Source organism: Flavobacterium sp. KACC 22761, assembly GCF_034058155.1.
Classification (GTDB): Bacteria; Bacteroidota; Bacteroidia; order Flavobacteriales; family Flavobacteriaceae; genus Flavobacterium.
The window spans coordinates 2,262,826-2,275,664 of the sequence record NZ_CP139148.1 but is presented as its reverse complement, the minus strand read 5'-3'; the positions used below and the strand labels follow the sequence as shown (position 1 = coordinate 2,275,664).

The window sequence follows — 12,839 nt, the reverse complement described above, 5'->3', positions numbered from 1 at the left end:
TGAAGGTGGTTTTTTTTTAATGTTTTAAATACAAAACTGATGTCCTGATTTTCAGGATATAAAATATTCTTTTCAGGTATTTGGTTTTAAAATAATTAATTGTACTTTTGCATCCCCTTTATTGGGGATGGAATGTTTAATTAAAATAATATTATGGACGCATTAAGCTACAAAACAGTTTCAGCAAGCAAAGCCACAGTAACTAAAGAGTGGATTGTTGTTGACGCTGAAGGTCATAACTTAGGACGTCTTGCTTCAAAGGTTGCTATGATCTTAAGAGGTAAGTACAAGCCAAGTTACACACCGCACGTTGACTGTGGAGATAACGTAATTGTTATCAACTCAGAGAAAATTAACCTTACAGGTACAAAAATGAATGACAAAATTTACATGCGTCATACAGGTTACCCAGGAGGACAAAGAACTTTAACTGCTAAAGTATTGCAAGCTAAAAACCCTGCATTATTAGTAGAAAAAGCTGTAAAAGGTATGTTGCCTAAAAACAAATTAGGTGCTGAACTTTTTAGAAATCTAAATGTTGTTGTAGGATCTGAGCACAAACACGGAGCTCAAAAACCTAGAACTGTTAACCTAAATGATCTTAAGTAATGGGAGTTATTCACAAAATCGGTAGAAGAAAAACCGCTGTTGCACGTGTATACGTTTCTGAAGGAACTGGAAACATCACTGTAAACAAAAAAGAATTCGCAACTTACTTTCCAACTGCAACTTTACGTTACAAAGTGTTACAACCATTATCTATGACAGAAAATGAAAACAACTTTGACGTAAAAGTAAACGTTTACGGAGGTGGTACAACTGGTCAAGCAGAAGCTGTAAGAATGGCATTAGCTCGCGTAATGTGTGAAGTTAACGCTGAAAACAGAGGAATCCTTAAACCAGAAGGTTTATTAACAAGAGACCCAAGAATGGTTGAACGTAAGAAATTCGGTCAGAAGAAAGCTCGTAAGAGATTCCAATTCTCTAAACGTTAATATTACCTGTCTTGTTCAGATGGGACAAGACATTATCAATTATTTATTGAAATTAAAAAACACAGTTATTGTTGCTCTCCTATCGAGGTAGGATATAGTTTAGCATCTAAATGTATGAAGCCAGAGAAATCGCCATTCACACATTGCTAATCAACAGAACGTAAACTAGTAAAAAAATGGCAAACAAAATAGAAGTAAAAGAATTACTAGAAGCAGGTGTTCACTTCGGACACATGACTAGAAAATGGGATCCAAACATGGCTCCTTACATTTATATGGAGCGTAATGGTATTCACATTATCAATCTATATAAAACTGCAGCTAAAATTGAAGAAGCTAACGAAGCTTTGAAAAAAATCGCTGCATCAGGTAGAAAAATCTTATTCGTAGCTACCAAAAAACAAGCAAAAGACATCGTTGCTGATAAAGCAAAAGCAGCAAACATGCCTTACATCACTGAAAGATGGCCAGGCGGAATGTTGACTAACTTCGTAACTATCAGAAAGGCAGTTAAAAAAATGTCTTCTATCGATAAAATGAAGAAAGATGGTACTTTCAACACTTTATCTAAAAAAGAGCGTTTACAAGTTGATCGTCTACGTGCTAAATTAGAGAAAAACTTAGGTTCAATTGCTGATATGTCTAGACTACCTGCAGCATTGTTCGTAGTAGATATCAAAGCTGAACACATCGCAATAAAAGAAGCTCAAAAATTAAACATTCCAGTTTTCGCAATGGTTGATACGAATTCTGACCCAAGAGAGGTTGATTACGTGATTCCTGCAAATGATGACGCTTCTAAATCAATTGACAAAATTTTATCTTTAGTAACTACTGCAGTAATCGAAGGTCTATCTGACAGAGGTGCAGAAAAAGAAGTTGAAGCTGCTGAAGAAGCTCCTGCTGCTGAGGCTGAAGCTGCTCCTGCAACTGAAGAATAAATCAAATTTTAAATTCCAAATTTTAAATTCCAAATTCCAAATACAAAATTAAAAACGTTATGTTGATAATTTATTAAAATTGGAGTTTGGGATTTAAAAGATGGAATTTTTTACTTTTAACATTAAAAATTCAAAATATTATGTCAACAATTACTGCTGCAGACGTAAATAAATTAAGACAATCTACAGGTGCCGGAATGATGGACTGTAAAAAAGCTTTAGTTGAAGCTGAAGGAGATTTCGATAAAGCAATCCAAATCCTTAGAGAAAAAGGACAAAAAGTTGCTGCTAACCGTTCTGACCGTGAGTCTGCTGAAGGAGCTGCTGTTTCTTTTATCAATGCTGACAACACTAAAGGAGCTATCATCACTTTAAACTGTGAAACTGACTTCGTAGGTAAAAATGAAGCTTTCGTTGCTTTAGCTAAAGATTTAGTAGAAAGAGCAATCAACTTCTCTACTAAAGAAGAATTATTAGCTTCTGATTTCAACGGAATCACTGTTGCTGAGAAATTAATCGAGCAAACTGGTGTTATCGGTGAAAAAATCGAAATCGGTGGTTTCGAAATTTTAGAAGGTGCTTACGTTGGATCTTATGTTCACGTTAATAAAATTGCTGCTTTAACTGCAATTTCTGCTCCAGTTGCAAACGCTGAAGCTTTAACAAAAGACATCTCTATGCAAGTTGCTTCTATGGGAGCTGATACTTTATCTTACAAAGATTTTGATCCTGCTTTCGTTGAATCTGAACTTGCTGCTCGTATTGCTGTGATCGAAAAAGACAATGAAGAAGCAAAACGTTTAGGAAAAACTTTGAAAAATGTTCCTAAATACATCTCTTTCTCTCAATTAACTCCTGAAGTTATCAAACAAGCTGAAGAAGATGCTAAAGCTGAATTAAAAGCTGAAGGTAAACCAGAGCAAATCTGGGACAAAATCCTTCCAGGAAAAGTTCAACGTTTCATTTCTGACAACACTTCTTTAGATCAAGAGAAAGCTCTTTTAGATCAAAACTTCATCAAAGATGACAGTAAAAAAGTTGGTGATTATGTTAAAGGATTCAATGTTGAAATCACTGGTTTCAAAAGAGTTACTTTAGGTTAATATTTATTATTTCAAATATTAAAAGCCCTGAATCTTACGATTCAGGGCTTTTTTTATCCCATTTAAACTGGACTAAAGTCCAGCTCTACAATATAATTTGTTCCTTTCGGAACTACTAAAAGCCTTGGGCTTTAAATACAATTCAATAAAAATCCCCGAATAAATAATTATTCGGGAACTTTAATCAGATTTTCATCTTATTATTTTTTATCTTTAATTGGGAAGTTTCTGGCGCGCATCAACGCATCAGATTTTGGAGCTCTTCCTCTGAAATTCTCATAAGCTTTTTCCTGATCGATAGTGTTTCCTACACTAAATACAGTATCGTAAAGTCTTTTTGCAACAGCTTTATCATAGGCACCTTTTCCTTCTAGGAAAGCTTCCCATGCATCAGCATTGATAACATCTGCCCATAAATAACTGTAATATCCTGCCGCATATCCATCGCTTGAAAAAATGTGCCCAAATTGTGGAATACGGTGACGCATTACAATTTCAGACGGCATGTGCAACGCATCTAATGTTTCTTTTTCAAATTTATGAGGATCAATCGGCTCAGTAGCTAAATGCAGTTTCATATCTACTAAAGAGCTTGAAATTGTTTCAACAGTAGAGAAACCTTCTCCAAAGTTTGCTGCTTTTTCAATTCTGTCTACTAAAGCCTGAGGCATTGGCTGATTTGTTTTGTAATGCAAAGCAAATTTGTTCAATACTTCTGGAGTTGCTAACCAGTGCTCTAATAATTGAGAAGGGAATTCAACATAATCTCTTGCCACAGAAGTTCCTGCTAAACTTGGGTATGTTACATTTGAACATAATCCGTGAAGCGCATGTCCAAATTCATGGAATAAAGTCGAAGCATCTTCCCAAGAAATCAAAATTGGCTCACCTGGCGCACCTTTCACAAAATTACAGTTGTTAGACACAATTGTAAGCACATTTCCGTCTAATTTTTCTTGGTTACGGTAAGCATTCATCCAAGCGCCAGAGCGTTTTCCTGCACGTGCGTAAGGATCAAAATACCATAAACCAACCACCTTTCCAGTTACTTTGTTGCTTACTTCCCAAACACGTACATCTGGATGATAAACCGGAACATTTGTAATTTGTTTGAAGTTAAAATTGAACAATTCGCCAGCAACCCAAAACATTCCTTCACGCAGTTTTTCTAATTGAAGATAAGGCTTAACTTCATTTTGATCTAAATCGTATTTTGCTTTTCTAACTTTTTCAGCATAAAAACGGTAATCCCATGGCTGAATTTTGAAATTTCCTCCTTCAGCATCAACTATTTTTTGCATTTCGGCAACATCTTTATGAACTTGCTCAACCGCAGGTTCCCAAACTGATTCCATTAAAGCCAAAGTCTTTTTAGGATCTTTTGCCATTTTGTTAGACAAACTCCAGTCAGCAAATGTTGGGTAACCCAATAATTTTGCCTTTTGTGTACGTAATTGCAAAATAGAAACCAATGTTGCATTGTTGTCATTTTCGTTTCCGTTATCGCCACGTTTAACAAAAATATCAAATGCTTTTTCTCTTAAATCTCTGCGAGTTGAAAAGGTCAAAAATGGCTCAATTGAAGAACGTGTATTTGCAACACATCCCATAACATCTAATTTTCTCTCTTTTGCTTCAGCAATAGCCGCATTTTTAACTTCAGTTGGCAAACCAGCAAAATCACTTTCTGTTTTTAATGCAACATATTGATTATGCTCTTCTGCTAATAAATTTTGGCTGAAACGTGTAAACAATGTTGCTAGTTCTTTGTTTATTCCCGCAACTTTTGCTTTGTCTGCATCATTAAGCTGTGCCCCTTGACGCACAAAATTGGTATAGTATAACCAAATCAAACGTTGTTGCTCACCTGTAAGCTTGCTTTTTTCTTTTGAATTATAAACCGTCTGAATTCTAGTAAATAATTTTTTATTTTGATTGATTTTATCTGAAAACTCAGAAAATTTAGGCGACATTTCTCTGTCAATAGCGCTAAACTCAGGACTGCTCAAATTTGATCTGTAAATTCCGTAAACGGTCATGATTCTTTCAATCGTTTGCCCCGAGCGCTCCATAGCAACAATTGTATTTTCGAAAGTAGCTGGTTTTGGATTATTTGCAATAGCATCTACTTCATTTAATTTTTCCTGAATTGCAAATTCAATTGCTGGTTTAAAGTCTGAAACTTTGTACTCATTGAAGGCAGGAACTCCTCCGTATGGCCCTGGCCATGGTTTTAGCAACGGATTATCAGAATTGCTTTGTGCGGAAGCCGCAAAAAAAGTTGTACTCATGATAAAAATTGACATTAATTTTTTCATTCTCGTGAATTTGATTATAAATAATAGAAACTTGTTCTTCTCCAAAAATACCTAAAATTTACCAATCGACAGCATATCACAATATGTTAAAAAAATGAGACAAATAAAAGAATTTCGCTTTTCAGGCAAACAATCGCTCGCAATCAGAAAACATTTATTAAATGAAAAGCAAAATAAAGAGTTCTATTATTAACTAAAAGGAAAACCGAATAAGAAATAATCATCAATGCTAAATGTTAATTTAGTTAAAATAATTAACTTTGAATAAATCAGATTTTAATTAGCTCACATGTTTAAAACCAAAAAAGAAGTTGTCTTTGTTATTCTAGCAGGCATATTTATAACCAACGCTGTTGTAGCTGAATTAATTGGAGGCAAGCTGATCCAAATTGGTCCGTTTGTAATGAGTATTGGAATTTTGCCTTGGCCGGTGGTTTTTTTAACAACCGATTTGATTAATGAATATTTTGGAGAAAAAGGAGTAAAAAAACTCTCATTCATTACGGCTTGCTTGATTGCTTATGCTTTTTTAATTTTATTTATGGCGATTATAATTCCGGCAGCAAAAGGAATAAGCCCTGTAAATGACGATCAATTTCAAGCTGTTTTTGGTCAGAGTATGTGGATTATTGTTGGTAGTTTGATTGCTTTTATGGCATCACAGCTAATTGATGTATGGATTTTTTGGTTCTTTAAAAGACGAACTGGCGAAAGAAAAATTTGGCTCAGAACAACAGGATCAACTGTAATTTCACAATTATTTGATTCTTTTATTGTTCTTGGAATTGCATTTTGGTTGCCTGGAAAGATTGATTTTGACACCTTTTTATCGTCGGCTTTGATTGGATATACGTTTAAATTGTCGATTGCAATATTGTTAACTCCTTTAATTTATGCAGGACATCATTTGATTAAAAAATATTTGGAAGAAGATTCTCCACACAAGGAATAAAAACGCCATAGTCATGAAAAATAGTTGCTTGTTTATTTTATTCTCCATTACCTGTTTCTTTTTTAGTTGCGGACATAATGAAAAAAAACCGTCTAAAAAAGCAATCATGCCTGTAAATATGTTAACTCCAGCGCCGGTAAAAACTGGTGTGAAAATTTCTTCAAAAAATATCAAGGCTCCAAAAGAAATTGGAACTAAAAAAACAGCGGCGAATCAAAGTGCCTTTGTGGTAAAAAACGCCATTGCCATAACTCCAGTTCCGCAACTTGAAACCAAACCAAAAAACACAAATATTGACATCAAAAAAGAAGCAAACGACAAATTGCTGAATTTTGTGAATATCAGAAAAATTCTGGACAACTGTAAAATGGGCCAAACAATGACGCAAAAACAGCTTACAGAAAATTTTGAAATTCCTGAAGAAGCGGTTAAACTAGTAAAAAGTGTCACTAAAACTGCCGAAAATGAGCTGTCCGTAAAATGGAAATCTACCTGGCTTGTCGAAAAAGTTTCAGATGCAGAGCTTGAAGACGGCAAAATGAAAGTGAAATTCAAAGCCAACAAAATGTATATGTCTGGCAATGCAATCGGAATTAAATACAATAGAAAAATTTATAACGACTTAATAATAGTGGGCCGTTCAGCATATATTCCGAGTGTAAAAGGATATAGCTGGCAAATTGGAAGATAATGGAAAAGGAAGATTTAATTCGATGTGGCTGGTGTACTTCCAGCGATTTATACAAAAAATATCATGATGAAGAATGGGGTGTTCCTGTTTATGACGATCCTACTTTATTTGAATTTTTAATTTTGGAAACTTTTCAGGCTGGATTAAGCTGGATTACGATTTTGAACAAAAGGGAAAATTTCAGAGCCGCTTTTGATTATTTCGATTATAAAAAAATAGCGCATTATTCTGAAGACAAAATCGAAGAATTAATGCAGAATACCGGAATTATCCGAAATAAATTAAAAATCAAAGCAGCTGTTTCCAATGCTCAAGCTTTTATGAAAGTTCAGGAAGAATTTGGAACTTTCTCCGATTATATTTGGAAATATACAGATGGAAAACCAATTGTAAACAATCTGAAAAATTCAAAAGATGCTCCCGCTACTACTCCACTTTCAGATGAAATCAGCAAAGATTTAAAAAAACGCGGTTTTAAATTTGTCGGTTCAACCGTTATTTACGCACACATGCAAGCCACTGGAATGGTCAATGATCATACGGAAGATTGCTGGACGAGAACTAGATAGTTTCTTTTGTTTCAGGTTTCAGGTTAAATTACAATCGAAATAGAACCAAAAAAACTTCTTGCATACAACTTGAAACTGAAACTTGAAACTTTTAAACAAAAATTACATATATTTGCTTCACACTTTAGGGGTGTCTGCATCGCGCAGGCTGAGATTTTACCCTCTGAACCTGATCTAGTTCATACTAGCGTAGGGAAAAGTAAGATGACTTCTTAAACGCATTTCTATGCGTTATCGTAGCCATTCCTAACGTGTATCTATACACTAAACTTTAAGGAATGGAACTAAAAATCAATCAACAAACCAAAAAATTCAATGCTGAATCGCTAAGCGTTCAATCATTGCTCGATCTCGAAATTCCGCACAAACAAAACGGAATCGCCGTTGCTGTCAATAATACTGTTGTTCCAAAACTCAAATGGAACGAATTCTTCGTACAAGAAACCGACGAAATCTTGATTATTTCTGCTACACAAGGAGGTTAGAATTTAAATTCCAAAAAAATAAAATCCAAATTCCAATTACATATTGGGCGTAGAAGCACTGCAATACGTCTCTACAATTCACATTTTACATTTTACAATATAAAAGCTATGACAAACGAAGAACAAATATCCAGAACCCCATTTCCGAATTCTAAAAAAGTATATATCGAAGGAGAAATTCATCCCATAAAAGTCGCTATGCGTGAAATTGCTTTAAGCGACACCAAACTTTCAAACGGAGGAATCGAAAAAAATCCTCCCGTAACGGTTTACGATACTTCTGGACCTTACACAGATCCGAATATTGAAATTGATATTCGAAAAGGATTGCCACGCTTACGCGAAAGCTGGATTCTTGATCGAAATGATGTCGAAATTTTAGATGAAATCACTTCAAATTATGGACAAAGCCGATTGAAAAATGAAAGTCTGAATCATCTTCGTTTCGAATATTTACATCAGCCAAAACGTGCTAAAAAAGGTGCTAACGTAACACAATTGTATTACGCCAAACAAGGAATTATAACGCCAGAAATGGAATATATCGCGATTCGTGAAAACCAGCGTATCGAACTTTTAAACGAACAAACCAAAGCCATGCAATGCCAACACGGCGGAAATAGCTTTGGTGCAAATACTCCGAAAAGCAAAATCACTCCAGAGTTCGTTCGTTCTGAAGTAGCTTGCGGCAGAGCCATTATTCCAAACAACATCAACCATCCAGAAAGCGAACCAATGATTGTTGGTCGTAATTTCTTGGTAAAAATCAATGCAAATATCGGGAACAGTGCTGTAACTTCAAGTATTGAAGAAGAAGTTGAAAAAGCCGTTTGGGCTTGCCGTTGGGGCGCTGACACCATTATGGATTTATCAACTGGAAAAAACATTCATGAAACCAGAGAATGGATTATTAGAAATTCGCCTGTTCCAATTGGTACCGTTCCAATTTATCAGGCTTTAGAAAAAGTAAAAGGTATTGCAGAAGATTTAACATGGGAAATTTTCCGTGATACTCTAATTGAACAAGCTGAACAAGGTGTTTCTTATTTCACAATTCATGCAGGAGTTTTACTTCGCTATATTCATTTAACCGCAAATCGCGTTACTGGAATCGTTTCTAGAGGCGGATCAATTATGGCAAAATGGTGCTTATTTCATCATAAAGAAAACTTCTTATACACTCATTTTGAAGAAATCTGCGAAATCATGAAACAATATGATGTTGCTTTTTCTCTTGGAGACGGTTTGCGTCCGGGTTCAATTGCCGACGCGAACGACGCTGCTCAATTTGCTGAATTAGAAACTTTAGGAGAATTGACAAAAATTGCCTGGAAACATGATGTTCAGGTTTTTATTGAAGGTCCGGGACACGTCCCGATGCACATGATTAAAGAAAACATGGACAAACAATTGGAACATTGCCATGAAGCGCCATTTTATACTTTAGGTCCTTTAACGACAGATATTGCACCGGGTTACGACCATATTACTTCGGCAATTGGGGCGGCTATGATTGGCTGGTACGGCTGTGCGATGTTGTGTTATGTAACACCAAAAGAACATCTAGGTTTACCAAATAAAAAAGATGTCAAAGATGGTGTAATCACCTATAAAATTTCGGCTCATGCTGCCGATTTGGCTAAGGGTCATCCAGGCGCACAATATCGAGACAATGCTTTAAGCAAAGCCCGTTTCGAATTCCGTTGGGAAGATCAATTCAATTTAGCTTTAGATCCAGATACCGCAAGAGAATTTCATGACGAAACGCTTCCTGCGGATGGTGCAAAAGTGGCGCATTTCTGCTCGATGTGCGGACCGAAATTCTGCTCTATGAAAATATCACAGGAAATTAGGGACGTCGCTGCCGCAGAAAAAGGAATGCAGGAGAAATCAGAGGAATTTATTGAACAGGGGAACGAGATTTATATTTAAGAAATGTATTAAGATGAAAGTATTAAGTATTAAGATTTTCACCACTAAACTCTTAATACTTTCATCTTAATACTTTCATCTTAATACTTTCATCTTAATACTTAATACTTTTTTGAAATGATTGTAATTACAAATCCTTCTTTTATCGAAGATGAAATTCAAATTCTTCATTCTTTACTGGAGGAAGGATTGTCTTTGCTTCATATTCGGAAACCTGATTTTTCGGAGTTGGAAATGGCGCAATTTATTCATCAGCTAAAATTGGAATTTCGGGACCGAATTGTCTTGCATAATCATCATTATTTGGCAGATGATTTTGGAATTAACCGACTTCATTTTTCCGAAAAAGAAAGAAAAAGTCTGAATGATTTTCCTTCAAAGTTTTCAAGACCTTGTCTGTATAAATCAACATCAACACATTCAATTGAAGATTTTAATTCTCTCGAAAATTTTGATTATGCCTTTCTAAGTCCAGTTTTCAAAAGCATCTCTAAAGAGAATTATTTTCCAGAAATGGATCTTTTTGAATCATTAAAATCAAGAACAAATTATAACACAAAAGTGATTGCTTTAGGCGGAATTGAATCAGAAAATATTCAAAAAGCACTTGAAAATAGCTTTGATGATGTCGCTCTTTTAGGAACTATTTGGAATAGTAAAAATCCATTAAAACAATTTAAATTATGTCAGAAAATCGTCCATTCGTACTTACAATAGCAGGTTTAGATCCGTCGGGCGGCGCCGGAATTTTGGCTGATATCAAAACCTTTGAACAGCATAAAGTCGTGGGTTTTGCCATTTCAACAGCAAATACTATTCAGACTGAAAATAAATTTTATGAAATTCAATGGACTAATTTAAGTTTTGTGATTCGCTCTATTGAAACATTATTTTTAAGTTATAAAATTAGTGTTGTAAAAATTGGGATTGTTCCAACTCTTCATTATTTAAACCGAATTCTTTCAACTATAAAACTTTTATCTCCTTCGACAAAAATTGTCTGGGATCCCGTCTTAAAATCAACTACCGAATTTGAATTTATGAAAATTGAAGATCATTTGGCCTTAGACAAAATTCTGTCCAAAATTGATTTAATAACTCCCAATTATCATGAAATCAAAATTCTGTTTCCTGATTTTACTTTTAAAGAAAATGAATTTTCAACAAACATTTTATTGAAAGGCGGGCACAACGAAAAGGCTTTAGGAACAGATCGGTTATTTCTAAAAGATGAAATCGTAGAATTGCTTCCTTCAGAAAAAAAATACTATGAAAAACATGGCTCAGGTTGTGTGCTTTCATCTTCAATTGCTTCAAATTTAGCTTTAAATCAGACTTTAGAAATGGCTTGTAAAAACGCCAAAACCTATATCGAAAAATACCTGAGTTCAACATCAACCTTAATCGGATATCACTATGTATAGCAAACTTCAATATATCTCGCAGGGCGAAACTATCGAAAAACAATTGCACAATATTCATCAAGCGCTTGACGCAGGATGCAATTGGGTTCAAATGCGTTTTAAAAACCAAACACAAAAAGATGCTTTCACTTTAGCGGAAGCGGTAAAACCTTTATGTGAAAAGTACACAGCCAATTTTATTGTAAACGACGATTTGCATCTTACTAAAGAAATAGATGCTGACGGCGTTCATTTGGGTTTAACTGATGCCAAAATTAAGGACGCGAGAATGCTTTTGGGAACTTCGAAAGTGATTGGAGGAACTGCTAATACTTTTGAAGACATTGAAAATCATGTCAAAAATGGCTGTAATTATATTGGTTTAGGGCCTTTTCGTTTTACTGCCACAAAAGAAAAATTAAGTCCGATTTTAGGATTGTCAGGCTATTTTGATATTCTTCAGAAAATTAAAAAAAATAAAATTGAAATTCCTGTTTATGCCATTGGAGGCATTACATTGAGAGATGTAAGTCCGTTAATGGAAACAGGAATTCATGGAATTGCCGTTTCTGGAATCATCACAGAAAGTTTGGAAAAGAAAATATTAATTCATCAATTAAACGAAAAATTATATGCAAACATCATTATTTAATATTGGAGATAAAAGCTTCAAATCTCGTTTGTTTTTAGGAACGGGGAAATTTGGATCAAACCAAGAAATGGAAAGCGCGATTTTAGCTTCAGAAAGTGAATTGGTTACGGTAGCTCTGAAAAGAATAGATTTAGAAACCGATACCGATGCCATTTTATCGCATTTAAAACATCCAAATATCAATTTACTGCCGAATACATCTGGAGCACGAAACGCCAAAGAAGCCATTTTCGCTGCACAACTAGCTCGTGAAGCATTAGAAACCAATTGGGTAAAACTCGAAATTCATCCTGATCCAAAATATTTAATGCCGGATCCGATTGAGACTTTAAAAGCAACTGAAGAATTGGCAAAAATGGGTTTCATCGTCCTTCCATACATTCATGCCGATCCTGTTTTGTGCAAACATTTAGAAAGCGCTGGAACTTCGGCAGTCATGCCTTTGGGTTCGCCAATTGGAAGTAATAAAGGCCTAAAAACAATTGATTTCTTGGAAATCATAATCGAACAAAGTACTGTTCCTGTTATTGTAGATGCTGGAATCGGCGCTCCTTCTGATGCTGCCAAAGCCATGGAAATTGGCGCCGATGCGGTTTTGGTAAATACTGCAATTGCGGTTGCCGGAAATCCAAAATTAATGGCTGAGGCTTTTAAAGAAGCCGTAATTGCTGGAAGAAAAGCTTTTGAAGCGCGAATTGCTACTCAACAGAGCTTTGCCTCTGCTTCTAGCCCTTTGACTTCTTTTCTTTATGAATAAATCTAATTTTCTCTCGCAGATCTCGCGAATTTGGCAGATAA

At 35.1% G+C, this 12,839-nt stretch carries 14 protein-coding genes and 1 riboswitch; of the genes, 13 read left to right on the top strand and 1 reads right to left on the bottom strand.

Going from position 1 to position 12,839, the window contains the following annotated elements; all coding sequences use genetic code 11:
• The first annotated feature begins 153 nt into the window (after positions 1-153).
• The 4 genes from rplM to tsf all read left to right on the top strand — a co-directional run bounded on the left by rplM (position 154) and on the right by tsf (position 3,039).
• Entirely contained in the window at positions 154-609 is a 456-nt protein-coding gene (gene rplM, locus SCB73_RS09910; protein WP_320569867.1) for a 50S ribosomal protein L13, read from the top strand.
• Positions 609-995, top strand: a complete 387-nt coding sequence (rpsI, locus tag SCB73_RS09905) for a 30S ribosomal protein S9 (protein ID WP_111288027.1) — start codon at positions 609-611, stop codon at positions 993-995. Before rplM ends, rpsI begins: the two co-directional genes overlap by 1 nt.
• 176 nt (positions 996-1,171) lie before the next feature.
• Complete coding sequence (gene rpsB / locus SCB73_RS09900) at positions 1,172-1,936, top strand: 30S ribosomal protein S2 (protein ID WP_012023686.1); 765 nt, start codon at positions 1,172-1,174, stop codon at positions 1,934-1,936.
• 140 nt (positions 1,937-2,076) lie between these two features.
• On the top strand, positions 2,077-3,039 hold the full coding sequence (tsf, locus tag SCB73_RS09895) for a translation elongation factor Ts (RefSeq protein ID WP_320569866.1): 963 nt from the start codon (positions 2,077-2,079) through the stop codon (positions 3,037-3,039).
• A 200-nt stretch (positions 3,040-3,239) separates the two neighbouring features.
• Here the strand turns inward: tsf and SCB73_RS09890 are convergent, their stop codons facing one another.
• The gene (locus SCB73_RS09890; protein ID WP_320569865.1) at positions 3,240-5,357 is read right to left on the bottom strand and encodes a M3 family metallopeptidase; all 2,118 of its coding nucleotides are present in this window, start codon (positions 5,355-5,357) and stop codon (positions 3,240-3,242) included.
• A gap of 289 nt (positions 5,358-5,646) precedes the next feature.
• Here SCB73_RS09890 and SCB73_RS09885 point away from each other — a divergent pair, with 289 nt between their 5' ends.
• The 9 genes from SCB73_RS09885 (at position 5,647) to SCB73_RS09845 (ending at position 12,798) form a co-directional block, all read left to right on the top strand.
• The gene (locus SCB73_RS09885) at positions 5,647-6,309 is read left to right on the top strand and encodes a queuosine precursor transporter (protein WP_320569864.1); all 663 of its coding nucleotides are present in this window, start codon (positions 5,647-5,649) and stop codon (positions 6,307-6,309) included.
• 13 nt (positions 6,310-6,322) lie between these two features.
• Positions 6,323-7,000, top strand: a complete 678-nt coding sequence (locus tag SCB73_RS09880) for a hypothetical protein (protein WP_320569863.1) — start codon at positions 6,323-6,325, stop codon at positions 6,998-7,000.
• The gene (locus tag SCB73_RS09875; protein ID WP_320569862.1) at positions 7,000-7,569 is read left to right on the top strand and encodes a DNA-3-methyladenine glycosylase I; all 570 of its coding nucleotides are present in this window, start codon (positions 7,000-7,002) and stop codon (positions 7,567-7,569) included. The genes SCB73_RS09880 and SCB73_RS09875 overlap by 1 nt, the downstream gene beginning before the upstream one ends.
• A 116-nt stretch (positions 7,570-7,685) precedes the next feature.
• Positions 7,686-7,782, top strand: a riboswitch (TPP riboswitch).
• A 65-nt stretch (positions 7,783-7,847) separates the two neighbouring features.
• Complete coding sequence (thiS, locus tag SCB73_RS09870; RefSeq protein WP_111426250.1) at positions 7,848-8,054, top strand: sulfur carrier protein ThiS; 207 nt, start codon at positions 7,848-7,850, stop codon at positions 8,052-8,054.
• A gap of 108 nt (positions 8,055-8,162) precedes the next feature.
• The gene (gene thiC / locus SCB73_RS09865; protein ID WP_320569861.1) at positions 8,163-9,986 is read left to right on the top strand and encodes a phosphomethylpyrimidine synthase ThiC; all 1,824 of its coding nucleotides are present in this window, start codon (positions 8,163-8,165) and stop codon (positions 9,984-9,986) included.
• A 117-nt stretch (positions 9,987-10,103) separates the two neighbouring features.
• Positions 10,104-10,703, top strand: coding sequence for a thiamine phosphate synthase (locus SCB73_RS09860; protein WP_320569860.1), 600 nt, complete (start codon positions 10,104-10,106; stop codon positions 10,701-10,703).
• Positions 10,670-11,410, top strand: coding sequence for a hydroxymethylpyrimidine/phosphomethylpyrimidine kinase (locus SCB73_RS09855; protein ID WP_320569859.1), 741 nt, complete (start codon positions 10,670-10,672; stop codon positions 11,408-11,410). The genes SCB73_RS09860 and SCB73_RS09855 overlap by 34 nt, the downstream gene beginning before the upstream one ends.
• Positions 11,403-12,041, top strand: coding sequence for a thiamine phosphate synthase (locus SCB73_RS09850; RefSeq protein WP_320569858.1), 639 nt, complete (start codon positions 11,403-11,405; stop codon positions 12,039-12,041). Before SCB73_RS09855 ends, SCB73_RS09850 begins: the two co-directional genes overlap by 8 nt.
• Complete coding sequence (locus tag SCB73_RS09845; protein ID WP_320569857.1) at positions 12,022-12,798, top strand: thiazole synthase; 777 nt, start codon at positions 12,022-12,024, stop codon at positions 12,796-12,798. The genes SCB73_RS09850 and SCB73_RS09845 overlap by 20 nt, the downstream gene beginning before the upstream one ends.
• Positions 12,799-12,839: the final 41 nt, after the last annotated feature.

What these genes read in the sequence shown, in the direction of transcription:
- rplM (WP_320569867.1), top strand. Translation starts at nt 154, where the DNA reads ATGGACGCATTAAGCTACAAAACAGTTTCAGCAAGCAAAGCCACAGTA.
- rpsI (WP_111288027.1), top strand. Translation starts at nt 609, where the DNA reads ATGGGAGTTATTCACAAAATCGGTAGAAGAAAAACCGCTGTTGCACGT.
- rpsB (WP_012023686.1), top strand. Translation starts at nt 1,172, where the DNA reads ATGGCAAACAAAATAGAAGTAAAAGAATTACTAGAAGCAGGTGTTCAC.
- tsf (WP_320569866.1), top strand. Translation starts at nt 2,077, where the DNA reads ATGTCAACAATTACTGCTGCAGACGTAAATAAATTAAGACAATCTACA.
- SCB73_RS09890 (WP_320569865.1), bottom strand. Translation starts at nt 5,357, where the DNA reads ATGAAAAAATTAATGTCAATTTTTATCATGAGTACAACTTTTTTTGCG.
- SCB73_RS09885 (WP_320569864.1), top strand. Translation starts at nt 5,647, where the DNA reads ATGTTTAAAACCAAAAAAGAAGTTGTCTTTGTTATTCTAGCAGGCATA.
- SCB73_RS09880 (WP_320569863.1), top strand. Translation starts at nt 6,323, where the DNA reads ATGAAAAATAGTTGCTTGTTTATTTTATTCTCCATTACCTGTTTCTTT.
- SCB73_RS09875 (WP_320569862.1), top strand. Translation starts at nt 7,000, where the DNA reads ATGGAAAAGGAAGATTTAATTCGATGTGGCTGGTGTACTTCCAGCGAT.
- thiS (WP_111426250.1), top strand. Translation starts at nt 7,848, where the DNA reads ATGGAACTAAAAATCAATCAACAAACCAAAAAATTCAATGCTGAATCG.
- thiC (WP_320569861.1), top strand. Translation starts at nt 8,163, where the DNA reads ATGACAAACGAAGAACAAATATCCAGAACCCCATTTCCGAATTCTAAA.
- SCB73_RS09860 (WP_320569860.1), top strand. Translation starts at nt 10,104, where the DNA reads ATGATTGTAATTACAAATCCTTCTTTTATCGAAGATGAAATTCAAATT.
- SCB73_RS09855 (WP_320569859.1), top strand. Translation starts at nt 10,670, where the DNA reads ATGTCAGAAAATCGTCCATTCGTACTTACAATAGCAGGTTTAGATCCG.
- SCB73_RS09850 (WP_320569858.1), top strand. Translation starts at nt 11,403, where the DNA reads ATGTATAGCAAACTTCAATATATCTCGCAGGGCGAAACTATCGAAAAA.
- SCB73_RS09845 (WP_320569857.1), top strand. Translation starts at nt 12,022, where the DNA reads ATGCAAACATCATTATTTAATATTGGAGATAAAAGCTTCAAATCTCGT.